The organism is Acinetobacter sp. 1125_18A (genome assembly GCF_052824985.1).
In genome coordinates, this window is record NZ_VTDG01000001.1 from 332,962 (window position 1) to 358,553 (window position 25,592).

At 41.1% G+C, this 25,592-nt stretch carries 18 protein-coding genes; 11 read left to right on the top strand and 7 right to left on the bottom strand.

Going from position 1 to position 25,592, the window contains the following annotated elements; genetic code table 11:
- Positions 1 to 268 precede the first annotated feature (268 nt).
- A complete protein-coding gene (locus tag FY049_RS01540; RefSeq protein WP_335955506.1) occupies positions 269 to 1,726 on the top strand; it encodes an amino acid permease in 1,458 nt (485 codons plus the stop codon).
- Between the two features lie 111 nt (positions 1,727 to 1,837).
- On the opposite strand, the gene FY049_RS01545 is transcribed toward FY049_RS01540, so the two are convergent.
- Genes FY049_RS01545 through FY049_RS01570 form a run of 6 tightly spaced genes read right to left on the bottom strand, consistent with a single transcriptional unit; the run spans position 1,838 to position 8,661 of the window.
- On the bottom strand, positions 1,838 to 2,896 hold the full coding sequence (locus tag FY049_RS01545) for a 2,3-butanediol dehydrogenase (protein ID WP_446083014.1): 1,059 nt from the start codon (positions 2,894 to 2,896) through the stop codon (positions 1,838 to 1,840).
- Positions 2,897 to 2,918: 22 nt separating this feature from the next.
- On the bottom strand, positions 2,919 to 3,704 hold the full coding sequence (locus tag FY049_RS01550; protein WP_446083015.1) for an acetoin reductase: 786 nt from the start codon (positions 3,702 to 3,704) through the stop codon (positions 2,919 to 2,921).
- 11 nt (positions 3,705 to 3,715) lie between these two features.
- Positions 3,716 to 5,116 carry a dihydrolipoyl dehydrogenase gene (lpdA, locus tag FY049_RS01555; RefSeq protein ID WP_446083016.1) on the bottom strand — a complete coding sequence of 467 codons (1,401 nt, stop codon included), beginning with the start codon at positions 5,114 to 5,116 and terminating at the stop codon, positions 3,716 to 3,718.
- A 10-nt stretch (positions 5,117 to 5,126) separates the two neighbouring features.
- The gene (locus FY049_RS01560) at positions 5,127 to 6,662 is read right to left on the bottom strand and encodes a 2-oxo acid dehydrogenase subunit E2 (protein ID WP_446083017.1); all 1,536 of its coding nucleotides are present in this window, start codon (positions 6,660 to 6,662) and stop codon (positions 5,127 to 5,129) included.
- Between the two features lies 1 nt (position 6,663).
- Positions 6,664 to 7,683 carry an alpha-ketoacid dehydrogenase subunit beta gene (locus FY049_RS01565; protein ID WP_446083018.1) on the bottom strand — a complete coding sequence of 340 codons (1,020 nt, stop codon included), beginning with the start codon at positions 7,681 to 7,683 and terminating at the stop codon, positions 6,664 to 6,666.
- 15 nt (positions 7,684 to 7,698) lie between these two features.
- On the bottom strand, positions 7,699 to 8,661 hold the full coding sequence (locus tag FY049_RS01570) for a thiamine pyrophosphate-dependent dehydrogenase E1 component subunit alpha (RefSeq protein WP_034610596.1): 963 nt from the start codon (positions 8,659 to 8,661) through the stop codon (positions 7,699 to 7,701).
- 362 nt (positions 8,662 to 9,023) lie between these two features.
- Between FY049_RS01570 and lipA the strand changes: the two genes are divergently transcribed.
- The 4 genes from lipA (at position 9,024) to FY049_RS01590 (ending at position 16,175) form a co-directional block, all read left to right on the top strand.
- Complete coding sequence (gene lipA, locus FY049_RS01575) at positions 9,024 to 10,016, top strand: lipoyl synthase (protein WP_446083019.1); 993 nt, start codon at positions 9,024 to 9,026, stop codon at positions 10,014 to 10,016.
- A gap of 563 nt (positions 10,017 to 10,579) precedes the next feature.
- Positions 10,580 to 11,677 carry a transcriptional regulator gene (locus tag FY049_RS01580; protein ID WP_446083020.1) on the top strand — a complete coding sequence of 366 codons (1,098 nt, stop codon included), beginning with the start codon at positions 10,580 to 10,582 and terminating at the stop codon, positions 11,675 to 11,677.
- A gap of 894 nt (positions 11,678 to 12,571) precedes the next feature.
- Complete coding sequence (locus tag FY049_RS01585) at positions 12,572 to 13,489, top strand: siderophore-interacting protein (RefSeq protein WP_446083021.1); 918 nt, start codon at positions 12,572 to 12,574, stop codon at positions 13,487 to 13,489.
- A gap of 517 nt (positions 13,490 to 14,006) precedes the next feature.
- Entirely contained in the window at positions 14,007 to 16,175 is a 2,169-nt protein-coding gene (locus FY049_RS01590) for a TonB-dependent siderophore receptor (protein ID WP_228129008.1), read from the top strand.
- Between the two features lie 179 nt (positions 16,176 to 16,354).
- On the opposite strand, the gene FY049_RS01595 is transcribed toward FY049_RS01590, so the two are convergent.
- Positions 16,355 to 17,947: a BCCT family transporter gene (locus FY049_RS01595; protein WP_446083022.1), complete on the bottom strand. Its 1,593-nt coding sequence runs from the start codon at positions 17,945 to 17,947 to the stop codon at positions 16,355 to 16,357.
- A gap of 261 nt (positions 17,948 to 18,208) precedes the next feature.
- Here FY049_RS01595 and betI point away from each other — a divergent pair, with 261 nt between their 5' ends.
- From betI to FY049_RS01625, 6 genes are all read left to right on the top strand, one after another.
- A complete protein-coding gene (betI, locus tag FY049_RS01600) occupies positions 18,209 to 18,832 on the top strand; it encodes a transcriptional regulator BetI (RefSeq protein WP_004717575.1) in 624 nt (207 codons plus the stop codon).
- A complete protein-coding gene (betB, locus tag FY049_RS01605) occupies positions 18,825 to 20,297 on the top strand; it encodes a betaine-aldehyde dehydrogenase (protein WP_446083023.1) in 1,473 nt (490 codons plus the stop codon). Before betI ends, betB begins: the two co-directional genes overlap by 8 nt.
- Before the next feature lie 90 nt (positions 20,298 to 20,387).
- Complete coding sequence (betA, locus tag FY049_RS01610; RefSeq protein ID WP_004717579.1) at positions 20,388 to 22,082, top strand: choline dehydrogenase; 1,695 nt, start codon at positions 20,388 to 20,390, stop codon at positions 22,080 to 22,082.
- A 67-nt stretch (positions 22,083 to 22,149) separates the two neighbouring features.
- On the top strand, positions 22,150 to 22,944 hold the full coding sequence (locus FY049_RS01615) for a TorF family putative porin (protein ID WP_446083024.1): 795 nt from the start codon (positions 22,150 to 22,152) through the stop codon (positions 22,942 to 22,944).
- Positions 22,945 to 23,544: 600 nt separating this feature from the next.
- Positions 23,545 to 24,132 carry a TetR/AcrR family transcriptional regulator gene (locus tag FY049_RS01620; RefSeq protein WP_446083025.1) on the top strand — a complete coding sequence of 196 codons (588 nt, stop codon included), beginning with the start codon at positions 23,545 to 23,547 and terminating at the stop codon, positions 24,130 to 24,132.
- A 193-nt stretch (positions 24,133 to 24,325) separates the two neighbouring features.
- Positions 24,326 to 25,534: an MFS transporter gene (locus FY049_RS01625; RefSeq protein WP_419305534.1), complete on the top strand. Its 1,209-nt coding sequence runs from the start codon at positions 24,326 to 24,328 to the stop codon at positions 25,532 to 25,534.
- Positions 25,535 to 25,592 lie beyond the last annotated feature (58 nt).

A 25,592-nucleotide genomic window follows, 5' to 3' on the forward strand; every position in this document is an offset into this window, starting at 1 on the left:
TTAAAATAATTGGCTCCTTTGAATAGATAAAAAGTGGCTCTCGTCACCTGATAACAAAAAAGCCAAATTAATCGAATACATAAAAAGTATGTAAACAGTTTAGTCGCCAAAGGGTAATCCTTCCCCTGTTTACAAAACATGCGATTGAGCAAAGTTAACCTCATCTTCATTCAGTGCTTAATCACTTAGCTACATTTCAAAGGATAGATCATTAAAAAATAGCATAGCGCTCAATTGTAATTATATGCTTGATATTAAGGGAAATAATATGACTGGAAATCAATCTACTTCCAAGCTAGATTCGTCACAAGGCTTAAAAAATGGACTTAAATCTCGCCACCTCACCATGATTTCGATTGCCGGTGTAATTGGCGGTGCATTATTTGTTGGTTCGGGAAATGTGATCTACGATGCAGGACCAGCTGCAATCCTTGCCTACACTTTCGGCGGATTATTGGTTCTACTGATCATGCGTATGCTGGGTGAAATGGCAGTACTGAATCCTGACAGTGGCTCATTTTCAACTTATGCAGACCGTGCCATTGGTCGTTGGGCCGGATTTTCGATTGGCTGGCTGTATTGGTCCTTTTGGACTTTACTAATGGGATGGGAAGCCTTTGTTGCAGGCAAAATTCTCAATAACTGGTTTCCATTTATTCCCATTTGGGGCTATATGCTCCTTGTTATTGTAAGTTTAGTTTGGATTAATTTACGTGATGTTAAAAACTATGGCGAATTTGAGTTTTGGTTTGCCTTAATCAAAGTCATTGCCATTATTCTATTCTTGGTGATCGGAAGTTTAGCCATCTTACATATATGGCCTTGGGGTGATGCCACTATGGTCGGTGGTGTTACATATTTAACAGCTGAAGGGTTTATGCCGAATGGCTTTTCTTCAGTCATTACTGCCTTGCTCGGTGTAATGTTTGCCTATATGGGCGCAGAAATTGTGACTGTTGCAGCCGCTGAAACCAAAAATCCAGCCAAAGAAATCCGCAAAGCATCCAACTCAATCGTATGGCGGATCATTTTATTTTATGTCGGCTCAATGTTGATTACTGTTTGCTTAATTCCACATAACAACCCTTTATTAAAAGATCCAACTTGGGGGACATACAGTGTAACCCTAACAGCACTGGGTATTCCTGAAGCACGTCATATTGTCAATTTTGTGGTCTTGACCTCAGTATGTAGTTGCTTTAACTCGGCGCTTTACACCTGCTCTCGCATGGTATATTCGCTTTCTAAACGAGGAGATGCACCGAAGAGCTTTGCATTGACCAATCGTAATAACAGCCCATGGATTGGCGTCATTTTTTCGAGTCTGTTTTCATTCGTTGCCGTTTATTTTACCGCGACTGAAAGTATGAATATTTATGATGTACTCATGCTGACAACAGGTACAGTATCTCTCTATGTATATCTTGCAATTGCTTTTTCACAATTAAAGTTGCGTAAAAAACTCGAAGTCGAAGGTGAAAATATTCCATTTAAAATGTGGTTATTCCCTTGGCTGACCTATCTGGTGATTGTCTTTATTATTGGTGCATTAATTACAATGGTTATTGAAGGAACTTATTTTAAAGAAGTTGCATACACCAGTGTACTGGCCTTACTTATCGTAGGCCTTGGGATTTGCGCACAAAAGTTTAATTGGGGCGCTCATCAATCCTTAAATAATAAGGCTTCACAAAACAACGTTAAGCTCAGTGACAATAACTCTTAATACAACAGCAGAGATCAGCTTAAATCGATCTGTGAACAACACTCATATTTGTTCACAGATCATTTTCATTATTTGCCAATATTTGCATTGAATAAAGGCGCATTCGATCTACTAAGGATGCACAATGATCTTGACCGCAGATTCGTTGTTATGAATCAAGGTTTCAAAGCCTTGCGAAACCAAATCATCTAAAGCAATTCTTTGGGTAATAAAAGGTTCTAAATTAATTTTACCTTGCTCAACCAAGCGAATGGTTTCTTGATGATCATTGACATAGGCAATCGTGCCGCGAATATCCAGCTCTTTCATCACCACACTATGTACATTAATCGTTGCAGGATGACTCCAGATCGAAACTATCACTACCACACCCGTCGGTTTCATGGCTGCCACCAGTGTATCCATGACCTTATTGACACTACTGCATTCAAAAGCCACATCCACCCCACGGTCTTGGGTGATTTTCATTACTTCAGCCACAACATCCACTTGAGATGGATCTAGCACATAGTCGGCAACACCCGCTTCTAAGGCTTTTTCTTTACGTTTTGCACTGAGCTCGGTAATGATGACAGTTAAGCCTTTAGCCTTTAAAATTGCAGACAATAACAATCCAATCGGGCCCGCTCCACCAACCAAGGCAATATCACCTGACTGTGCTCCACTTCTTACAAAAGCATGATGTCCGACAGATAAAGGTTCAATCAATGCGGCTTGATCCAAGGGGATTTGGTCAGAAATGGGATGTACCCAACGGCGTTGTACCGCAATTTTTTCAGATAGCCCACCACCGCGACCACCTAGACCAATAAAATTCATATTTTTTGACAAGTGATAATTATCATGTGGTCCAGTCGGAACATCATCTGCAATGATATAAGGCTCAACCACAACATGTTGCCCCACCTGAATATCATCCACGCCATCCCCTACAGCGTACACCACACCTGAAAACTCATGACCCATAGTCACGGGTGCAGCTTCACCCGAAATCGGGTGCGGATGACCACACGGAGGAATAAAAATTGGACCATCGATAAATTCATGTAAATCTGTGCCACAAATACCACACCATGCGACTTGGATTCCAACAGTTCCTGGTTGTACCTGTGGTTCTGGAACATCCTCAATACGGATATCCCCTTTATCATAAAAACGAGCTGCTTTCATTGATGCATTCCTCATTCCAGTATTAACGATAAACCATTCCGCCATCGGTCAAAATTGACTGTCCAGTAATATAGTCAGCATCCTCACTGGCTAGAAAAGCAACCAATGCGGCAACATCATTTGGGGTTTCGGCACGTCCTAAAGCAATTCCATCCACATATTTCTGATAAGTTTCACCAACGGGTGTACCAGTGATATCAGCAAAACGTTGATCTATCTCCACCCACATATCTGTACCGACTACACCGGGACAGTAACTATTTACCGTGATACCAGCACTGGCATATTCTTTTGCTGCAGTTTGAGTTAAGGCACGAACGGCAAATTTAGTGGCTGAATAGACACCAAGCAAGGCAAAACCTTCATGCCCAGCAATCGAACATGCATTGATGATTTTGCCAGAATGCTGGCGCTGTTTAAATTTATCGGCAGCGGCCTGAATTCCCCACAGCACACCACCTACATTGATATTCATAATCCGATTAAATTCATCTGGACTCACTTCCGCCAAGGCTTGGACTTGGGCAATCCCTGCATTATTAATAATGATATCAAAGCCATTTAATGTCGATTCTGCATGATCAATCGCACTGCTGATTTGTACAGGATCAGCAACATCTGCAATAAATGTGGTGGCTTTTACCCCTAATACTTGAATCTCTTGCTGAACAGCAGTTAACTTTTCTTGGTGAAGATCAACCAAGGCAATATGTACGCCCTCTTGTGCCAAGCGTAAAGCAATACCGCGTCCTATGCCCTGTGCGGCACCAGTAATTAATGCGACTTTATTGTTTAGACCTCTAGGCATGTTGCGACTCCTTAAATATGGATTGCACGTTGCATTGCCGATAAAACCGACTCATGCATCGCCTCAGATAACGTAGGATGTGGGAAAATAACCTGTGCTAGGCTTTCATCAGTGGCTTCTAAATATTTAGCGATGGCAAAGCCCTGAATATGTTCAGTGACCTCATGACCCACCATGTGTGCCCCCAACAATTCCCCTGTTTCTTGATTAAAAATAGTTTTTACAAATCCTGTGGTCTCGCCTAAAGCCAAAGCTTTACCATTGGCTTGTAAAGGGAATTTACCTACATTGATTGTAAAACCTGCTGCTTTGGCTTTTTGCTCGCTTAGCCCAATACTTGCCACCTGCGGATGGGTAAAAATACACCCTGGAATTTGGCTACGATCTAAAGCATGTACATGCGTCAGTCCAGCAATTTTCTCCACACATAAAATTGCTTCATGACTGGCTTTATGTGCCAAGCATGGCGCACCTGCGACATCACCAATGGCATAAACTCCAACCACATTGGTCTTACACCACGGATCAACTTTGATAAAACCATGCTCAAACTCAATACCCAATCTTTCTAAACCCAGATTTTGAGTATTGGGTTGCACACCGATTGCGGAAAGGACTTTTTCAACAGTTATGGTTTGTACACCTGTTGCAGTTTCAACATGACAATGTACTTGGCCCTTGTCGATTTCGATGTTTTGTACAGCGGCTTCAGTCAAAACCGTCATGCCATGCTGTTCAAATTGCTTTTGCACATATTTGGCAACTTCAATGTCTTCACTGGGTAGGATCTGTTTGGCAATATCAACCAAGGTGACTTGGCAACCTAAGTCCTGATATAAACTGGCAAACTCACTGCCAATGGCCCCTGAACCAATCACCAGAAGTGATTTCGGTAATTGTTCTGGGGCTAAAGCCTCTTTATAACTCCAGACATGCTGTCCATCGACAGGAACATGCGCTAAATTGGCGGCTCTAGCACCCGTGGCCACAATAATATGCGGTGCAGAAATCTGTTGTTTTTGCCCCTTTGCATCAGTCAGTTCTAAGCGTTCTTTCACGATAAATTGAGCGCTTGCATTAAAAACAGTAACTTGATTCTTTTTCAGTAATTGCCCAATCCCTTGTACCAACTGTTCAGACACCTGACGGCTATGACGTACCAGTTGTTGGATATCAAAATCAATCGCACCCAAAGAAAAACCAAACTGTTGTGAATGTTTAAATTGCTGTGCAAGCGCCGCGCCACTCAATAAAGCTTTGGTTGGAATACAGCCCCAATTCAGGCAAATGCCACCCAAATGCTGTTCTTCAACAATCGCTGTTTTTAAGCCCAGTTGGGCTGCACGAATCGCAGCCACATAGCCACCTGGACCAGCGCCTATCACAATGAGATCAAATTGTGTGTCTGACATGCTCATGCTCCTACACCAAAATCAATGCAGGATTTTCAACAAACTGCTTAAATGCTGCCAAGAACTGTGCGCCTAACGCACCATCAATCACCCGATGATCACAAGACAAGGTCGCGGTCACCATCTGTCGAATCACGATGCTCTCATTTTCAACAATTGCCCGTTTTTCTGCTGCACCTAAAGCTAAAATCGCACCTTGGGGTGGATTAATAATCGCGTCAAACTGTTGAACGCCGAGCATACCTAAATTCGAAATACTGAAACTGCCACCCTGAAATTCATCAGGCGCCAATTTTCCGGTTTTGGCACGTGTTGCAAGATCACGCATATCATTGGAAATTTGTGCCAAAGACTTGGTATTGGCAGCTTTAATGATTGGAGTGATAAGGCCATTCTCAATCGCTACAGCAACAGAGATATCCGCCTGATCAAACTGCAAAATCTGCTGATTCTCTTCATCAAACTGAACATTGACCTGCGGCACTTTGATCAATGCAGCTGCTGCCGCTTTAATCAGCATGTCATTGATTGACAATTTCACTTGCGGCACAGTGGCATTAATTTGCTGACGTAATCCCTGAATGGCATCTACATTTAAATTTACGGTTAAACGGAAGTGTGGTGCATTGCGTTTTGCTGTCTGTAAGCGTGAAGCAATGGCTTTACGCATACCATTCATCGCAACGGTGGTCACCTTGGCAGTTTCAGTCAACGTTACATCAGCGCTATTTTGGGCAGGTGCAGGGTTTTCACGCTGATAAACTGCTTCCACATCTTCCTTACAAATACGCCCTCTGGAGCCTGAGGCACGGCAGTCATGTAAATTAATGCCCCATTGTTTGGCTAAACGACGTGCAACTGGTGTTGCCAACACTTGGCTATCATCTGCTTTAGATTTCGCCACCTTACCACTCGGTTGCTGTCGAATATCGGGCCATGATCCACCCGCAGCTTGAACTGCGGTTTGAATGTCTTGCACACTGATACGACCTTCACGCCCTGAGCCTGAAACCAGCGCCAAATTCACTTGATGCTTTTCAGCCAATTTCAAGGCATGTGGTGTTGCAAAAACATCCTCAACATGTTGGTAACCTTGTAATACCGCAGGAATTAAATAGCCATTTTGGGCAATAGCTTTTGATACCTGCTCAGTATGATTCTGTTTAGGCACAGCTTGTGTCTTGGTTTCAGGCTGAGTTGCCGTCTGCTTTTCAGTAACCACTTCAACAGTTTTGCTTTCATTGACAATAGATGCACCAGCCAAAGATTGAGCAAAGGCATCAATTTCAGCATCAGAAACTTGCGCATCTGCACAAATTGCAATGATCCCGCCAACCACTAAAGTATCGCCATTATTGGCAATGATTTTACGCAAGGTACCATCAAACGGTGCTTCAAGGACATTGACGATTTTTGTGGTTTCAATTTCACAAATTTCTTGTCCTTTACTAAACTGCTCACCTTCTTGAATCAACCATTGGGCAATGGTGCCCTCTTCCATCGATAAACCCCATTTTGGGATTTCTAAAGTTTTAATTTCGCTCATCCTAAGCCTCCAACGTTTTACGTACAGCCTGTTCGATACGTTCTACACTTGGTAGCCATTGTTTTTCTAATACTGGTGAAAATGGCACAGGTGAATGCGGTGGTGTCACCAGTTCAATGGGTGCTTTGAGATAATGAAAGCCTTTTTGTGCAATCAATGCAGCCACATCATGCCCAAAACCACAACGGGCAGCAGACTCATCAACAATCACTACACGCCCTGTTGACGCGACAGATTCTAAAATGCCTTCTTCATCCAGTGGAGAAATCGTTCTTGGATCGACAACTTCTACAGAAATCCCCTCCTTGGCAAGCTTATCCGCGACTTCATTGGCACGATGCACCATTAAACTTAGGGCAATAATCATGACATCGGTTCCTTCACGGGTGTAATTTGCCACACCAAAAGGGATGGTATATGGTTCATCTGGAACTTCACCTTTGATGTCATAAAGCAATTTATGTTCACAAAAAACCACGGGATCATCATCACGGATGGCTTGGATCAATAAGCCTTTTACATCATACGCACTAGATGGCACCACGACTTTTAAACCGGGTACAGCAGCAAAAACGTTATACGGGGATTGTGAATGTTGTGCGGCAGCAGAAAAGCCTGCGCCGATCATGCCTCGAACCACCAAAGGCGCTTTGGCTTTTCCACCAAACATATAACGAAATTTGGCCGCTTGGTTATACAACATGTCATGACATACGCCATAGAAGTCCATAAACATTAGGTCAGCCACAGGTCGTAAACCTGTTGCAGCAGCCCCTGCTGCCATTCCAATAATTGCAGATTCAGTAATCGGGGTATCGATCACACGCTCTGAACCAAACTCTGTCCATAGCCCTTTGGTGACACCAAGTACACCGCCAAAGCCTTCGAGTTTATTGTCATCCGTATTTTTACCGCCATGCCCGCCACGGACATCTTCACCGACAACAATCACGCTTGGGTCACGGCGCATTTCTGATTCAATCGCTTCTTTAATCGCGTTTCGATAACTTTTATTTGGCATTGCTTTACTATTCCTTTAGTAAGAGACATAAACGTCGGTAAGAAGTTGAGAAAGTTCTGGATAATTGGCAGCACGTGCTTTTGCGACAGCAGCATCGACATTGGCTTTTGATTCAACATCAATTGCATCCAGTGTGGCTTCAGCAATCTTGCCTTTGACTTTTTCACGGAAAATTTTCAACGGATCTTTATGCTCTTTGACATAATCGAGCTCTTCTTTTGAACGAATCAGTCCTGGGTCACCTTCAAAGTGTCCATAAAAACGATTGGTAATGGTTTCAATCACACTTGGGCCTTCGCCACGACGTGCACGTTCAATAGCTTTTTGGGCGACCTCATACACAGCAAAGAAATCTGTCCCATCTACTTTTTCAGCAGGCATACCAAAAGCCGCAGCACGACCTGCAATGTCTTTGCTTCCGACTGCATAATCATGCGCAGTACCTTCACCAAAACCATTATTTTCAAAAACAAAAATCACTGGGAGTTTTAAAACCACAGCCATATTCATCGCTTCAAAGGTCAAACCTTGGTTAGAACCACCATCCCCAGTAAATGACAGACCAATTCCACCCGTCTTTAAGGTTTTTGCGGTTAACGCAGCTCCAATTGCCAAAGGCGGCCCGCCACCGACAATACCGTTGGCTCCCAACATACCTTTGTCTAGATCAGCAATGTGCATTGAACCGCCTTTGCCACGGCACAAACCATCGTCTTTACCAAAAATTTCCAACATCATGCCGTGAATATCACATCCTTTGGCAATGCAGTGACCGTGACCACGATGGGTTGAGGTAATAAAATCTTTGTCGGTCAAATTTTCACAAATTCCAACGGCTACCGCTTCTTCACCACTGTAAAGATGGATAAATCCGGGAATATCACCTGTATTATTTTCATCGTGAAGTCGATCCTCAAACTCACGAATATCTCGCATCCGTCTGTATGCTGCTAGCAATTGCTCTTCCGTTAATTGCATATACTTATTCCTTCATGCTCACAGTTAAAAGTAAAAACCATATATTTAAAAATAAACACTGGTATTTAAAATCCGTATATTTATATAAAATTATTTCATTCAAAATTAATATTAGACTAAAAAAATATTTCTTTATAAAACACAATAAAAATATTAAAAACAGTACTTTATAAAGCAAAAAATATTTGTAAATTTTTATAATTTTCAAAAACTTAAAAAATCAAACCTTTAACCAACCTTTATTTTATAATATTAATATTTTGCACTCTTTTATTATATTGATAAATATTTTAAATATATTTGACATCATAGATAAAAATGTCATTTTATATTAAATTATTTTATTTAATGGACTATTTAAAATGGATTTAAAAGTTTCAGTCACCACGGGACAAAAACTACGTGGTGCAGATAAATTGGCACGTATTCCAGTAAAAATTATCAGTACAGAACAGATCCCACAAAAGCCTGAATGGATTCGCGCCAAGATCAGCCAGCCTGAAGAAGTGCAACGTATTAAAAATTTATTACGTCAACAAAAACTACATACCGTATGTGAAGAAGCCGCGTGCCCCAATTTGCCACAATGCTTTGGTGGAGGAACAGCGACCTTTATGATTATGGGAGATATTTGTACCCGTCGATGCCCATTTTGTGATGTGGCCCATGGACGTCCCAATATTTTGGATGCTGATGAACCGAAACATTTAGCAGAAACCGTTAAAAATCTAAATTTAAACTATGTGGTGATTACCTCAGTAGACCGTGATGATCTTATTGACGGTGGAGCACAACACTTTGCTGCATGTATTCGAGAAATCCGTAAAAGTAGCCCAGATACGCTAATTGAGATTTTAGTCCCTGATTTTCGGGGCAGATTAGAAGTTGCCGTCAACATTCTGAGCGAAACCCCGCCAGATGTATTTAATCATAATATTGAAACGGTCCCTCGTTTGTACCGTGCAATGCGTCCAGGTTCAGATTATCAACATTCCTTGGAACTGTTAAAACGGTTTAAGCATTTACGTCCAGACATCGCAACGAAATGTGGCTTGATGGTGGGATTGGGTGAAGTCGAAGCAGAAGTTATTGTGTTGCTGAATGACCTCAGTGACTATCAGGTGGACTATGTCACCATTGGTCAATACTTACAGCCGTCTAAATCTCATGCCCCAATACATCGTTTTGTTTCATTGAAAGAGTTTGAACATTATCAAGCACATGGTGAGTTATTAGGGTTTAAAAATATATGGAGTGCGCCAATGGTTCGTTCCAGCTATTTTGCTGATCGTCAATACAAGGGCGAGCCTGTACCCAAGCCGTTTACACGTGAAAGCATTGCCACAGAAATTTAGGATGATTCAGTGTTAAAGTGAATATGGACGCCTAAACATTAAACAATGAGTACTAAAAAGAATACGCTGTCTTTTTATTGGTAACTTTATTTAACATTTGTGAGCAGAAAACTCATTTCAAAGCGAAACATTAGCTTCTAAAGTGAGACAAATGAGGGTCTGTTAACAATTCGTCTATGTTTGCGACTAGGTGTGTTTTTTAGGCGATACTAGGCGAGAAATACGAAATTTAGTCATTCTAAATGAGTAGTTCGTAACGACGTAGCGGCAAAAAACACGCTAGTCCCGAAGGGTTGTGGCTAAAATTATCTCAGCCTTCGTTATGAAACTTGAAAATAGTCTCGCTATTCTCTTCGTTTCCTGCCTTGCCTGCTCAATTTTAACCTACAACGCAAGCCATTTATGAAATGTCAACAGACCCTAATAAAGATGATTATTTTCGGAACACTATTTGTTTGAATATAGCTTAAAATCTGGTGTGATCATCAACTAAAATCACCAGACACAACGACAAAGAATACAAGGTATTAATGGCATAACCATTCATCATAAAGGAATATGATATGAAGCTATTGAATCAATTACAGCCACAAGCGCTTCGTTTACAGACCACACATTTTGTCAATATCGAATCCGTCACTGCTGCGCCACTTCTCGCTTTACCTACCGAACTAGAACCGTCACTGTTTCGTCGTTCTCTTCAACATAATTATGCGGATTTACTAAAAATTGCAGATGATTCTGAAATGGCAATTGGAATCACAGATCATCATGGCACATTACTTTGGACATGGAGCAGCCGTGCTATGCTCTCCTCTGCTGAGCAAGTGCATTTTGTCGAAGGTGGACATTGGTCAACACAGGCTGTCGGTACAAATGCGATTGGTTTGGCTTTAAATAATCATCTCTCTAGCTGTGTTTATTCACATGAAAATCAGATGAACAGTGTACAGGATTGGGTTTGTTATGCCGCGCCGATTGTTGACCCTGTATCTGGACAATTTCATGGTGTGATTAATTTATCGACCAAGTACAAGAAGCATACTTCACTGGGTATATTGGCTGTAGAGCGCTGCGCAGAGTTGGTTCAACGTGCGATTCAATTTGAACAAAAAAACATGCTTTACCTCAAAGTTTTTGGTACACCTAAAGTTCAATTTAACCAACAGCTTTTAACTTTGACCCATCGACAAATTGAAATTCTATGCATTCTTGTGTTACACCCAGAGGGTATTAACCTAGATGAACTGCACTATGCGTTATACGGCGATCGGGACATTAGTGAAAAAACCTTAAAAGCAGAAATGTCACAATTACGCACCTTGCTCCCTAACTGTATTTTATCGCGCCCTTATAAGTTAGTTTGTGAGATTCAAACCGACTTTACCAGAGCTGAACAATCCCTCAATGCAGGTTTTCTCGCCAGTACATTTTCACTCTACAAAGGAAGTTTTTTGGCCAAATCAGAAAGCCCTTTCTTGACCACATGGCGTGATTGTTTCGATGCGCGTTTAAGTCATCTGATTTATCAAATTCAGGATATTGACCCACTTTTAAAAATTATTAGTCGTCTTCCTGAACGTAATGATGCAATACAACGGGTACTGGAGTTATTGCCTGAACAAAGTCAGCATCGCGCGTATTTTTTAAAATTACTTTAGGCTCAATGAACTTAGATATTTTATTGCACAACTTGTAGTACAGTGCCGTTTTGCTCCAATGTTTAAGGCTATAAAGTTGAGTAAAGTAGAATACATCTCATCAAGCGAGCTATGTTTTTGCTTGAAGTTGTTTTGCTTAAAATTGCTTTGTATAAAAAATGATAAATGAATCGATCTAAGGTTAATTTTTAAGGCCAACGACAGAAAATGCACGGCAAATATAGTCAACCTGTCAAAAAAAATCAGACACAATAATATAATTTCTCTTAATTAATATTTTTAATTAAATCAAACATATGATGAAATGATATTGTTTAATTATATAAAAGCTTACACTGCCACATCTTACATTCAAAGTTTAAATCCCTTTGCGTAGGCGATGCCTCACTTTTCAGAGATGAAAAGTGACAAAAATCTTCTATTGGGCGAGGGGTACGTCCTGTACCCCCGCCCAACGGCGACATCCATGTCGCCTCACGGTAGGATCACCAGCTATGATTCAAAAGTATAAAAATGAATTGATAACCAACAATTTTTAAAAGTTCATACAAAAACATAAGCTTCATTTATGCTCAATGACTTGATGCAAATCACTTGTATGAAATAATTAGGTGATTTGACTATATAGAAAATTACAAGATTAAAATTAATATATTTTTCACGCAATTAAAATAAACCATTAGCCTGATCAATACTACAACGCCTCACAATCTTACCTCTCTCCGCAATAAATCAATTGCTAAAATTAAAATACAAGTAATTTAAACATAAATGCCCTTTAAATGATAATGATTATATTTTACATTTAACACCATGCAGATCTTCTCGATCCGCTCAGCACTGAAAGAAAGGCAATTGTGGTTTATTGCTTAATAAATATAGGTAGACTTAATAATGAATAGCCAACAACAAACGACATCAGATCAAAAAACAACTTTAGATCAAAAAATAGTACCAGACAAAAAAACAGTATCAGACCCAAAAGCGATACTGAAACAAGATGATCATATGCGGAATCTGGAAGTCATTGAGATGACGATAACGGCGATTTCTCATCCTTTTCCGTCAATTGTACGTATTCGGGGGGAAATCAATACAACACAGCCAGACTTATGGACAACACCCAACCTTGCCATTCGTTTAGAAGTGCATCAACAAGCAGACAGCTTACCTATATCACGTGTATATACCGTGCGTTGCTTTGATCCAAGTACCCGTCAAATTGAAATTGACTTTGTTCTACATGCTGACCCAAGTCCAGCAATGCTTTGGCTAGATTCAGCAAAAATTGGCACTAAAATTAAACTTACGGGTCCAAGACCACACTTTCTCCCCAATTTTACCCCAGCCAAACGCATGGTGATGTTTGCTGACGAAACCGCCATTCCTGCCGTTTATTCAATTTTACAGCATTGGCAAACGGGGATTCAGGGAGAGATTTATATTGAAAGTTGTGAAGCCAATATTATTGATGATTTGCCAAAACATCATGGAGTAAATATGCATTTACTCCATCGGGAAAAACCACAGCAAGCGGGTAAATTGGGCATGCTACTTAAAGTTGCCGAGCAGTTTAAAGATCGTGAAGATATAAGCGTTTGGGCAGCCTGTGAACGTAATGAAGCAAGAGCGATACGTAAGCTGTTTACCCAACACAGTCATTTGAGTAAAGATGATATTCGTGTGGCGGGCTATTGGAATGTCGGCATGTCCAGCTCAACATTAGATTTGAGCCGAGTCGCATATTATCAAAAACATCTAGAACAAAGTAAAACGCTAGAAACATTTGATGATCTAGATATGCCTGTTTAAATCAAGCCATTACCCGATTTAAATAACCCCATCTCACTGTTCTTAAGACGGTTATTTCGGGGAAGTATTTGGAATGGAAATCAATCCTTGAGGTTGATGCTCTGGCTTTATTATGGCCTAACTCAATGATGATTGAACACAATTGACAGCAGCCGACTCGGATCTCGCGATCCGAGTCTTTTTTATTATTCATTGCTCAGGCTGTGTTGCATAGCTATACATCATGGTCTGCTTAAAGATCCAAAGCGAATCCACTACAACATTTTTTCATGATGACTAATTATAACTACCGCGAAAACATGGTGATATAATTGCTGAAAATAAGATTACCAAGGTTGTTTTTCTCTAGCCAAGTGCAAAACTTAAAACCAATCTACCCGCCTTAACAGATGAGCCAATGTTATCTCAAAATGACAGGGATAAATTTGTTTGATCCTTTTTTAAATCTCAAACGACATTATAAGCGTACTCCTCACATCTTATAAGGCCGCTTTCGATGTCATCAACAAGAATGCAAATGACAGACAAAAAATACCTGTCAAAAATGATTCAAATGATCATGTTAGGTCTCACTTCTGTAGCTGCTACTACCCTTTTGCATGCTGCTGAAGAGACGACTCAAAATAATGCAGAACCTCTCGCATTGCCAACACTCAAGTTTACAGCAAACCAATTGGGTGAAATTACAGAAAATAGTGGTGTCTATACTCCGGGTTCAATTGCCACAGCAACGCGTTTGGTTTTAAAACCCAAAGAAACCCCACAAACGATTAGTGTGATTACTCGCCAAGAAATGGATGATTTTAATCTCAACTCTATCGATGATGTTATGCGGCATACCCCGGGTGTTAGTGTGGTGACCTATGACAGTGAACGGACAGAATATTACTCCCGTGGTTTTGCAATACAAAACTTCCAGTACGATGGGATCCCGATGAATCGTGATTCGGCCTACTCAGCAGGAAATACCCTGAGTGATATGGCGATTTATGATCGTATCGAAGTTTTAAAAGGAGCAACGGGGCTTTTAACTGGGGTGGGTGATCCTGGTGCAACCATTAATCTCATTCGTAAAAAACCAACCAAAGATTTCCAAGGAAATGTTTCTCTTGGTCTAGGCACATGGAATAACTACCGCGGCCAAATTGATTTAAGTGGTCCACTTAACGAAACGGGCAGTATTCGTGCGCGTGGAGTTGCTGCATATCAAGACAAAGAATCTCAATTAGATCGCTATGAACGCAAAACCCCTGTGTTCTACGGCATATTAGAAGCAGATTTAACTGACAATACCCTACTGACTGTAGGCGCAGATTATCAAGACAATAAACCTAAGGGATCAACGTGGGGCGGTATCCCGATTTATAATTCGGCGGGCCAATTCAATAAAATGCCGCGTGGCTTTAACAATGGTGCAAATTGGAGTAATTGGGAGCAATATACCCGAACCATTTTCTCAACTTTAGAGCATAAGTTTGATAATGATTGGGTCGCAAAAATCCAGTTAAATCATCAAATCAATGGCTATGATGCACAATTAGGCGCAGCGGCTGGTGGTCATCCAAATCCATCGACTGGCACTGGTGTTTCAATGTGGGCTGGAAACTATAAAGGCGAAACCAAAAGTGATGCTGCAGACATCTATGCAACAGGTCCATTTCAACTTTTTGGCCGTGAACACGAGCTGGTTGTCGGTGCAAGCATTTCTGAAAGCACTTGGAAAAATAATGGTTATGGTACACCAACTGATTATAAAACCAGTGTAGATCAATATTATCAATGGAACGGGAATGTTGCAGAGCCTGATTGGCAAAGAGGTAATCATTGGTCAAACAATGAAACCACCAAGCAGAATGGATTTTATCTCACTTCCCGTTTGAATTTACATGATGATTTAAAAGTCATTTTGGGTGGACGTATTGCAAACTATAAGTCAGAAGAGACGAAAGAGTCAGGTATCTTTATACCTTATGTCGGTGCGGTTTATGATTTAAATGACCAATACTCAGTTTATGCAAGCTACAGCACCATATTTAAACCTCAATCTGCACAAAATCCAAACGGTAAAACACTTGATCCGCTTGAGGGAGAAAACTACGAAGCTGGAATCAAAGGTGAATTTTTTGATGGTCGCTTAAATGCTAGCTTGGCATATTATCAACTCAAACAAGACAATTTTGCGAAAGAGATTCCAAACGTCCTTACACCATCTGGTGGTGTCGCATCTGAAGCGCTACAAGGTGTCAAAACCAAAGGGGCTGAACTCGAAGTTACTGGTGAAATTCGCCCGGGTTGGAATTTACATGCTGGCTTTAATCATAAAATATCTAAACAAGATGGGATAAAGCAGAGCACTTTGACCCCTGAAAATGAATTTAGCCTTTATACCAGTTATAAGCTCAATCAATGGGTGGATGGTTTAACTATTGGTGGTGGTGCACGTTGGCAAGATAAGACTTGGGGCGATGTCACCAATCCACTGTATAAAGATCCTGTTAAACATGTGGTGTCTGATTATTGGCTATTTGATGCAATGGCAAACTATGAAGTCAATGATCAACTATCTGTTTCTTTTAATGTAAACAATCTTTTAGATGAAAAATATTATACGATTTTTAGCTGGTATAGCACGTATACATGGGGCGAAGGCCGTAACTATAATTTAGGACTTAAATATAAGTTTTAATCCGGTTTAACTGACTTCCTCTAGGCAATAAGCAAACTCCATACTGCCTAGAGGAATTTCTTCTATTTAACATGCGCAATCAACTTTTGCTATTGCGCCAAAATCACTGATCTCATTTCATCCTGCGCTAGCATCAACCTAATTGCGTATTAAATCCTCATGTTGATCTGTGGATCTTATTATTTGACGGGTTCAGAAGAATCAGTCGTTTTGTTGATGGCTTGTGGTGGTTGCGGGCTGGCTAAGTCCTGATTAATTGCTTTGGTTAAACCAAACATATACAGCAAAATAATCACCGAGAATGGTAAACCACATAGCACCACGGCACTTTGCATCGAATGAAAACTACCTGCTAACAGTAAACCAATACTGACAATCGTAATCACCACAGACCAGAAAATTCGCAACCAAATCGGTGAATCACTTTCATTGCTTCCGCCTTTTGTAGACAGATTTGCAATCATCAGCGTACCAGAACCCACTGGGGTCAAGAACAGTACAAAACAAATCACCACAACAATCCCAGCCACATAAGGATTAAAAGGTAAATATTCGAGCAACTTAAACAAAGACAAAGCTGGATCGGTAAGAACCATATCGCCCAAAACTTTTTGTTTTTGAGTCAAAATTAAATCAATTGCAGTATTTCCGAAAATGGAAATCCAAGCCAAAGTAAAGCCTAAAGGGATCAGACACACACCCAAGACCACTTCACGAATGGTGCGCCCTTTTGAAATACGTGCAATAAACATCCCAACGAAAGGTGCCCAAGCAATCCACCAAGCCCAATAAAACACCGTCCAAGAACCAAGCCAGCCTTTTGCTTGTGGATTGTATAAATACACATCAAAGCTTTTTGCAACAAAATGGTTGAGATAGTCACCCACATTCTGTACCAAACCATTCAGTAAATGATTGGTTGGCCCTGTTAAGAACACAAATAACAATAACGCATAGAGTAAACGTAAGTTAATCCGTGAAAGCCAAGCCAGTCCTTTTTCAATCCCCACCACCGTGGTGATTGTCGCAACAGACATCATCACCAATACCACTGCAATCAGGGTAACATTGTTGTCGGGAATGGCTGGGACTAAATAACTAATGCCCGAAACCAACACCAGTGCACCAATGCCTAGATTGGTGACCAAAGAAATCACCGTGGCTAAAATCCCAAAGCCATCCACAAAGTCGCCGATCAAACCATAGATCCGATCGCCAAAAATTGGATAAAGCGCAGAACGTAAAGCCAGAGGTAAATCTAAGCGAAAGGCAAAATAGCCCAAGGTGACACCCAATAAGGCATAGAGCACCCAGCCATGTATACCCCAATGTAAAAAGCTATACATCATGGCATCTCTGGCAGCTTGGATTGTGCCGCCCTCGCCTTCAGGTGGTCTTAAGAAATGATCGACAGGTTCAGCAACACCATAATACAGTAAGGCAATACCGATACCTGCTGAAAACAGCATAGACACCCAAGCCAAGTAACCAAACTCAGGTTTATCACCATCTTTTCCAAGTGGAAGTTGTCCAGCACGTGAAAAAGCCAACCATCCGACAAAACCCAGACATGCCACAATCACCAGCATGTAATACCAACCAAAGAGTTGATTGGCCTGCTCTTGCACATAGGTTAGCCAAAACTGACTTCTTTCTGGAAATAAAACAAACAATAGGCCAAGAATACCGATACTGATTGCAGAACTTCCAAACACAAATAAATTTAATCGAATCCGTTCGGATGAATATCCATTATGACTTTTTGACACCATGCTATTGCTCCTTGCAATCGGTGTATTTTCTTAAAAAATAATAGGATATGTACTATTTTTACTGAACATCCTGATGGATCAGAATGTTGATGTATACACTGACATTTCTTATTACTCATCAAAAAATTATTGATTTTTTTATAATACTTTTTATTGATTGAACGTTCAATCAATAAAAAGTATTATAAAAAAATGCTAAGATGTTCTACATTGAGTAATGTTAAATAAAAAGTGCCTTTTCAGCACTTTAAGTGGATATACATGACAAAACGTAGAGTCAAACCAGAGCATGTGCGACGTGAAGAAATTATTAACGCCGCATTTGATGTGATTTATGAAGTGGGCTTATCCAATATGACCATTGCACAAATCGCAAAGAAAGCCGAGCTATCCACAGGTATTGTGAGTCACTATTTTGGTGATAAACAGGGATTAATAAATACCTGCATGCAAGAAATGCTAAATGTTTTACGTCGCAAAACCGACCAAAATAAAACTGAAGCAGACGAGCACCCAGAAAGCCAACTTAAAGCGATTATTGACTCTAACTTTGATATTAGTCAGGTCAATAAACAAGCCATGCGCATCTGGTTAGACTTTTGGTCTGCAAGCATGCACCTACCCGAACTTGGGCGCTTGCAACAAATTAATGATCAACGCCTGTATTCAAACTTGAAGTTTCACTTTCTCAAGTTATTGGATAAAGAACAGGCAAGCATTGCCGCTCGTGGTTTAGCGGCATTGATTGACGGATTATGGTTACGTGGCAGTTTAAGCAGTCATGATGAATTTGACAGCCAGCTGGCACGTTCCATTGCTTACGATTATGTAAAAACGCAATTGCAATTTGCGAAAAAACCTTTGCAGGAGAGACAGAATGAGTGATTCACAAGTTCATCAATTGTACATCCATGGTCGCTATGTAGCAGCGACCAGTGGTAAGACCTTTACCAGTATTAACCCTGCCAACGGTGAAGTGATCGCAACCCTTCAACAAGCATCACAACAAGACATTGAAACGGCTGTTCAAAGCGCACAACAAGGTCAAAAAATTTGGGCCGCAATGACAGCGATGGAGCGTTCTCGTATTTTACGTCGCGCTGTCGACATCTTACGTGAGCGTAATGATGAACTCGCTCGCTTAGAAACCCTCGATACAGGTAAAGCCTATAGCGAAACATCGACCGTTGATATTGTCACCGGTGCTGATGTACTCGAATATTATGCAGGTCTCGCGACTGCAATTCAGGGAGAGCAAGTTCCGCTTCGTGAATCAAGCTTTTTCTATACCCGTCGTGAACCGCTTGGTGTTGTCGCGGGAATCGGTGCTTGGAACTATCCAATTCAAATCGCATTATGGAAATCTGCCCCTGCGCTAGCTGCTGGGAATGCCATGATCTTTAAACCAAGTGAAACCACACCGCTGAGCGTATTCAAACTTGCTGAAATCTATACTGAAGCTGGACTACCAGATGGCGTATTTAACGTGGTACAAGGTGCAGGCCGTGAGATTGGACAATGGTTAACTGAACATCCAATTATTGAAAAAATTTCTTTCACTGGTGGTGTTGAAACAGGCAAGAAAGTTATGGCAAGTGCCGCAGGTTCTACACTCAAAGAAGTGACCATGGAACTCGGCGGTAAATCCCCTTTAATTATTTGTGATGATGCTGACCTCAATCGTGCAGCAGACATTGCGGTGATGGCAAACTTCTTTAGTTCAGGTCAAGTATGTACCAATGGTACACGTGTCTTTGTTCCCAAAGCACTGTTAGCAGATTTTGAAGCCGCTATTGTAGAACGGGTAAAACGGATCCGTATCGGCGATCCAATGGCTGAGCAAACCAACTTTGGTCCACTCACCAGCTTCCCGCATATGGAAAAAGTCTTGTCTTTCATTGAGTCAGGCAAACAACAAGGTGCCAAACTGCTCATTGGCGGTGGCCGTGCGACAGAAGCTGAATTGGCGCAAGGTGCTTATGTGTTACCGACAGTTTTCAGTGACTGCCAAGATGATATGCGCATTGTAGAAGAAGAAATCTTTGGCCCTGTCATGAGCATTCTCAGTTATGAAACTGAAGAAGAAGTCATTCGTCGTGCCAATGACACCACTTTTGGTTTAGCAGCGGGTGTTGTGACACAAGACATCACCAAAGCACATCGTATTATTCATCAAATCGAAGCAGGTATTTGCTGGATCAACACATGGGGCGAATCCCCTGCTGAAATGCCAGTGGGTGGCTATAAGCAATCAGGCGTCGGTCGTGAAAATGGTTTAACCACACTTGGGCATTACACCCGTATCAAATCAGTTCAAGTTGAGTTAGGTGAGTATCAAAGCATTTTTTAATGCACTCACACTTTCTCCGTATATCAATCCTATGTGCCATGTCATCACCTGATTGCATTGGCACTTTTAAAAAATACAAAAAGGATAATTATGACTACTCAAGCATATGACTACATTATCATCGGCGCAGGATCTGCCGGAAATGTGCTCGCAACACGTTTAACTGAAGACAAAGACGTTACTGTTTTACTCTTGGAAGCAGGTGGCCCAGACTACCGTTTAGATTTCCGTACTCAAATGCCAGCAGCGTTGGCCTACCCACTACAAGGACGCCGTTACAACTGGGCATATCTCACTGATCCTGAACCACATATGAATAATCGCCGTATGGAATGCGGCCGTGGTAAAGGTTTAGGTGGTTCCTCATTGATTAACGGGATGTGTTATATCCGTGGTAATGCAATGGACTTAGATAACTGGTCGACGCTCAAAGGGCTAGAAGACTGGAGCTATGCAGACTGCTTACCATATTATAAAAAAGCTGAAACCCGTGATATTGGTGGCAATGACTACCACGGCGCCAATGGCCCTGTATCTGTGGCAACCCCTAAAAATGGCAATAATGTCTTGTTCCATGCCATGGTTGAAGCAGGTGTACAAGCAGGCTATCCACGTACAGATGACTTAAATGGTTATCAACAAGAAGGTTTCGGTCCAATGGATCGTACCGTGACACCAAAAGGCCGTCGCTCTAGTACCGCACGTGGTTATTTAGACATGGCAAAAGGTCGCCCTAATTTAACGATCGTGACCCATGCCACCACCAATAAAATTTTATTTAATCAAAAGCAAGCGATTGGTGTGGAATATATCATCGGTGCGGATAAAACCAATCTCACACAAGCACGTGCAAACCGTGAGGTCTTGCTTTGTGCGGGTGCTATCGCATCACCACAAATTTTGCAACGTTCGGGTGTTGGTGAAAGTAGCTTCCTTAAATCAATGGACATCGATGTTGTACATGATTTACCGGGTGTCGGTGAAAACTTACAAGACCATTTGGAAATGTACTTACAATACAAATGTAAGCAACCTGTTTCACTCTACCCCGCTTTAAAATGGTTTAACCAGCCTGCAATTGGTGCTGAATGGTTATTTAATGGGACTGGTATTGGCGCAAGCAACCAGTTTGAAGCAGGTGGTTTTATCCGCAGCTCAGATGAATTTGACTGGCCAAATATTCAATATCACTTCTTACCCGTTGCGATTAACTATAACGGCAGTAATGCAGTGAAAGAACACGGCTTCCAAGCGCATGTTGGTTCTATGCGCTCACCAGCACGTGGTCGAATTAAGCTGAAATCTAAAGATCCATTTGAACATCCAAGTATTCTGTTCAACTATATGTCGACTGAGCAAGACTGGCGTGAATTCCGTGATGCCATTCGTATCACCCGTGAAATCATGCAACAGCCTGCATTAGATGCATATCGTGGCGATGAAATCAGTCCTGGAAAACAGGTGCAAACTGATGCTGAACTGGATGATTTCGTGCGCAACCATGCTGAAACTGCTTACCATCCTTCATGTAGTTGTAAGATGGGTGAAGATGAAATGGCAGTGGTTGACGGTCAAGGTCGTGTACACGGTCTACAAGGCTTGCGCGTTGTTGATGCTTCGATTATGCCGCTGATCATTACTGGAAATTTAAATGCCACAACGATTATGATCGCTGAAAAAATCGCAGATCAAATTCGTGGCAAAAAATTGCCACGTTCTGAAGCGGGTTATTACAAAGCTGGCACAGCACCTGTGCGCAAAGCGCCTTTACGTCCGATCGTGTAAAAGTATTCATATTTTAGCGACACCTCAGTTTTGACTGAGTGTGTCGCATCTTTCAAGGACGAATAAAATGAGAAAAAAATTATTATTGACCATCCCTTTGAGTTTATTTTTTCAAACCCTACATGCCAATGAATCTGGTGTAGAAACGCCGTCTCCGTATAGTGCAAATTTGACAGTAGCCAGCCAATATATCTCACGTGGTTTTCAACAGACCTGGGGCAACCCTGCTGTACAAGGCGGATTTGATTATGCTCATCCCAATGGTTTTTATGTAGGAACTTGGGCTTCTACTGTGAGTGATGACTTCATCCGTGATGCCAATGTTGAATGGGATGTCTATACTGGTTATAGCCGTAGTTTCGGTCAGTTAAATCTGGGTACTAAAGTCGCTTATTACTACTATCCTGGGGCAAAAACCACTGCTGAAACAGGTCATACCCGTTTTGATTATGGTGAAATTATTCCAGAAATCAGCTATGGTCCGCTGAGTGTTAAATATGCAATTACCTATACTCAAGATTATTTTGGCAATAATTCTGACACTTTAGCAATTGGTTCCAATAAGCACTCTCGTGGTTCAGGCTATTTAGATGTGAATTGGTTACAACCCATCGCTCAAGGTTGGTCGCTGAATATGCATTATGGCAATCAACGTATAAAAAACTTTTCTGCCGCAAGCTTTCAAGATGCCAGTGTTGCCATTAACAAAGCGCTGCCTTATGGCTTATCTTCCAGTTTAAGTTATAGCAAAGCATGGGACAAAGACGGATATTATCAAAAATACAGCAATGGCAATCCCAATGCCAAAGTTTCAAATCCAATTGATTCCACCCTCACTTTGTCACTCACTAAAAAGTTTTAAGCTAAAGTTTAGATATTTAGTAACCTGTTATAGATCAACCAAAAACCATGCCCTCCAAGAGCGTGGTTTTTTAATGTCTATAGTCACCCCCCTAATTATTCATACAAGTGATTTCTATCAAGTCATTGATCAGAAATGAACTTATGTTTTTGTATGTGCTTTTAGAAACTGTTGGTTATCAATTCATTTTTTTTACTTTTGAATTATAGATGGTGATTCTACCGTGAGGCGACATGGATGTCGCCGTTGGGCGGGGGTACAGGACGTACCCCTCGCCGAATAGAAGATTTTTGTCACTTTTCATCTCTGAAAAGTGAGGCATCGCCTACGCAAAGCTATTTAAACTTTGAAGGTAAGGTGTGGCATTGCAAGCTTTTTATAATTAAATAATTTATTTTCTCATGCAATTGATTTAATTAAAAATATTCATTAAAAGAAATTATATTCTTGTGTCTGAGCTTTTTTGACAGGTTGACTTATATCTTGGCTTAATTCAATAAAGCAAACTCAAATCTCCCCATACTGTTGAATTATCATTAGACAGCCATTGATTGTTTGTATAAAGTATTAGGAACGATTGTTCCAATATAAATTAATATTATGCGTACTAAAGAGTTTGATCCTGAAGAAGTTGAAAATGCGGTTATGCAAGTTTTCTGGCGTAAAGGATTTGCAGCGACATCAATTCAAGATTTGGTTGAGGAAACTGGACTCTCACGCAGCAGTTTATATAGTTCCTTTAAAAATAAAGAGCAGCTATACCAACAAGCCTTATCTCGCTATCAACGCCTGATCAGTAAATCAAATATTGATTTGTTATCCAGTGATGGATCAGTCAAAAGTATCATCCAACAATTATTATCTCGTATCATTGAAGATGAATTAAATGATCCGCAACATCGGGGTTGCCTGATGGCCAATGCCTGTTTGGAGTTAGCAGGACACGATCAAAAGACTGCAGAATCTGTCACGTACAACTTTGAACGATTGCAGCACGCACTGGAACAGCTCATGATCAGAGGAAAGCAATCTGGTGAAATCACCCTACATAGTTCTCCGCAAGCCTTAGCACTTTTTTTCGTGAATACCATTCAAGGCATTCGCGTTTTAAGCAAAGGCTGTAGCGCAGAAAATCGTCAGCAATATCTAGAGAATGTTGCTGAAATCGCACTGAATACCTTGTATTAATTTTTAGTTTCCCCCCTTAGCAGACTGGCTAATTTGCAATGCTGAGGGTTTTATTTACCTCAAAATGGAACGATCATTCCAATATAAATAACAACATGGAGTCTACAATGAATATTGATGTTCAAAATTTTGTGATGCCTATATTCCTTAAACGAGATGAACTTTCTGTCAATCATACACAGAGGTATAGCGCATGAATCAGTTCAACAACAGATCAGAGCAGAACCGATCTGCGCCCAGCTTACCGATATGGAAATTATTGGCATTTACGGTTGCAGGTTTTATTACCATTATGACGGAAATCATACCTGCGGGCTTATTGGCATTGATCAGTCATGACTTAGAGGTGTCTGAAGCTTTAGCAGGGCAAATGATTTCAGTTTATGCCCTAGGATCGGTCATTGCGGCGATCCCTGTGGTTGCTGCAACACGGAGTTGGTCAAGAAAACCTTTATTGTTATTGGCAATCACAGGCTTGTTTGTCTTCAATAGTCTAACAGCGCTATCTTCCAGCTATATTGTCATCCTGATTTCACGATTTATTGCGGGAATGTCAGCTGGAATTATCTGGGGTATCTTGGCGGGTTATGCTCGAAGTCTAGTTCCTGCCCATCTACAAGGCAGAGCGATGGCAATCGTTGGGGTTGGCCAACCCATCGCATTATGTATGGGTGTGCCTTTAGCTATTGGATTGGGCAATCTGTTTGGCTGGCGTGGGGTTTTCTGGGTGATTTCAGGACTTGCTTTAATCCTGATCATCTGGATAAAAATAAGCCTCCCTCATTTGGCAGGACAACCCGCGAGCAAACAACAATCTATTCTCAAGGTCTTGATACACCCCGGTATAGGCGCAATTTTGGCGGTTATTTTTGTTTGGATTTTGGCACATAACATACTTTATACCTTTATTTCGCCTTATTTGTCTGCTGTACAGCTGAGTGAGCATATTGATCTTATTCTTCTTATTTTTGGTCTTTCTTCAATATTCGGCATTTGGATTACAGGGATTTGGATCGATAGATCATTACGCAAATTAACCCTGATCAGTTTAACAGGCTTTGCCATCGCTGCTCTTTTCATGGGCTTGAGCGGTCATCACATCTGGCTTGTGATGCTAGGTATCGTACTTTGGGGAATGACTTTTGGCGGTGCACCAACTCTACTACAAACTGCGCTGGCAGATGTCGCAGATGAAAATGTGGATATTGCCCAATCAATGCTGGTGACGGTGTTTAATCTTGCTGTTGCAGGGGGCGGTATTTTAGGTGGCATCCTACTACAAAATGTAGGAATAGACTCATTCTTTGTTTGTATCATCGCATTATCATTATTGGGGTTATCTATTGTATTTTTTGCGCATGAAAATGGTTTTAAATCAGGACATCGTTTAGGCAGCAAATAAATTTAAAGCTGTCATTTAACAACATGCTTCGATGACAACATCTATTGGATCAAACAGC

Excerpts from the sequence above, each read along its gene's own strand:
- FY049_RS01540 (WP_335955506.1), top strand. The coding sequence starts at position 269 with ATGACTGGAAATCAATCTACTTCCAAGCTAGATTCGTCACAAGGCTTA.
- FY049_RS01545 (WP_446083014.1), bottom strand. The coding sequence starts at position 2,896 with ATGAAAGCAGCTCGTTTTTATGATAAAGGGGATATCCGTATTGAGGAT.
- FY049_RS01550 (WP_446083015.1), bottom strand. The coding sequence starts at position 3,704 with ATGCCTAGAGGTCTAAACAATAAAGTCGCATTAATTACTGGTGCCGCA.
- lpdA (WP_446083016.1), bottom strand. The coding sequence starts at position 5,116 with ATGTCAGACACACAATTTGATCTCATTGTGATAGGCGCTGGTCCAGGT.
- FY049_RS01560 (WP_446083017.1), bottom strand. The coding sequence starts at position 6,662 with ATGAGCGAAATTAAAACTTTAGAAATCCCAAAATGGGGTTTATCGATG.
- FY049_RS01565 (WP_446083018.1), bottom strand. The coding sequence starts at position 7,683 with ATGCCAAATAAAAGTTATCGAAACGCGATTAAAGAAGCGATTGAATCA.
- FY049_RS01570 (WP_034610596.1), bottom strand. The coding sequence starts at position 8,661 with ATGCAATTAACGGAAGAGCAATTGCTAGCAGCATACAGACGGATGCGA.
- lipA (WP_446083019.1), top strand. The coding sequence starts at position 9,024 with ATGGATTTAAAAGTTTCAGTCACCACGGGACAAAAACTACGTGGTGCA.
- FY049_RS01580 (WP_446083020.1), top strand. The coding sequence starts at position 10,580 with ATGAAGCTATTGAATCAATTACAGCCACAAGCGCTTCGTTTACAGACC.
- FY049_RS01585 (WP_446083021.1), top strand. The coding sequence starts at position 12,572 with ATGAATAGCCAACAACAAACGACATCAGATCAAAAAACAACTTTAGAT.
- FY049_RS01590 (WP_228129008.1), top strand. The coding sequence starts at position 14,007 with ATGACAGACAAAAAATACCTGTCAAAAATGATTCAAATGATCATGTTA.
- FY049_RS01595 (WP_446083022.1), bottom strand. The coding sequence starts at position 17,947 with ATGGTGTCAAAAAGTCATAATGGATATTCATCCGAACGGATTCGATTA.
- betI (WP_004717575.1), top strand. The coding sequence starts at position 18,209 with ATGACAAAACGTAGAGTCAAACCAGAGCATGTGCGACGTGAAGAAATT.
- betB (WP_446083023.1), top strand. The coding sequence starts at position 18,825 with ATGAGTGATTCACAAGTTCATCAATTGTACATCCATGGTCGCTATGTA.
- betA (WP_004717579.1), top strand. The coding sequence starts at position 20,388 with ATGACTACTCAAGCATATGACTACATTATCATCGGCGCAGGATCTGCC.
- FY049_RS01615 (WP_446083024.1), top strand. The coding sequence starts at position 22,150 with ATGAGAAAAAAATTATTATTGACCATCCCTTTGAGTTTATTTTTTCAA.
- FY049_RS01620 (WP_446083025.1), top strand. The coding sequence starts at position 23,545 with ATGCGTACTAAAGAGTTTGATCCTGAAGAAGTTGAAAATGCGGTTATG.
- FY049_RS01625 (WP_419305534.1), top strand. The coding sequence starts at position 24,326 with ATGAATCAGTTCAACAACAGATCAGAGCAGAACCGATCTGCGCCCAGC.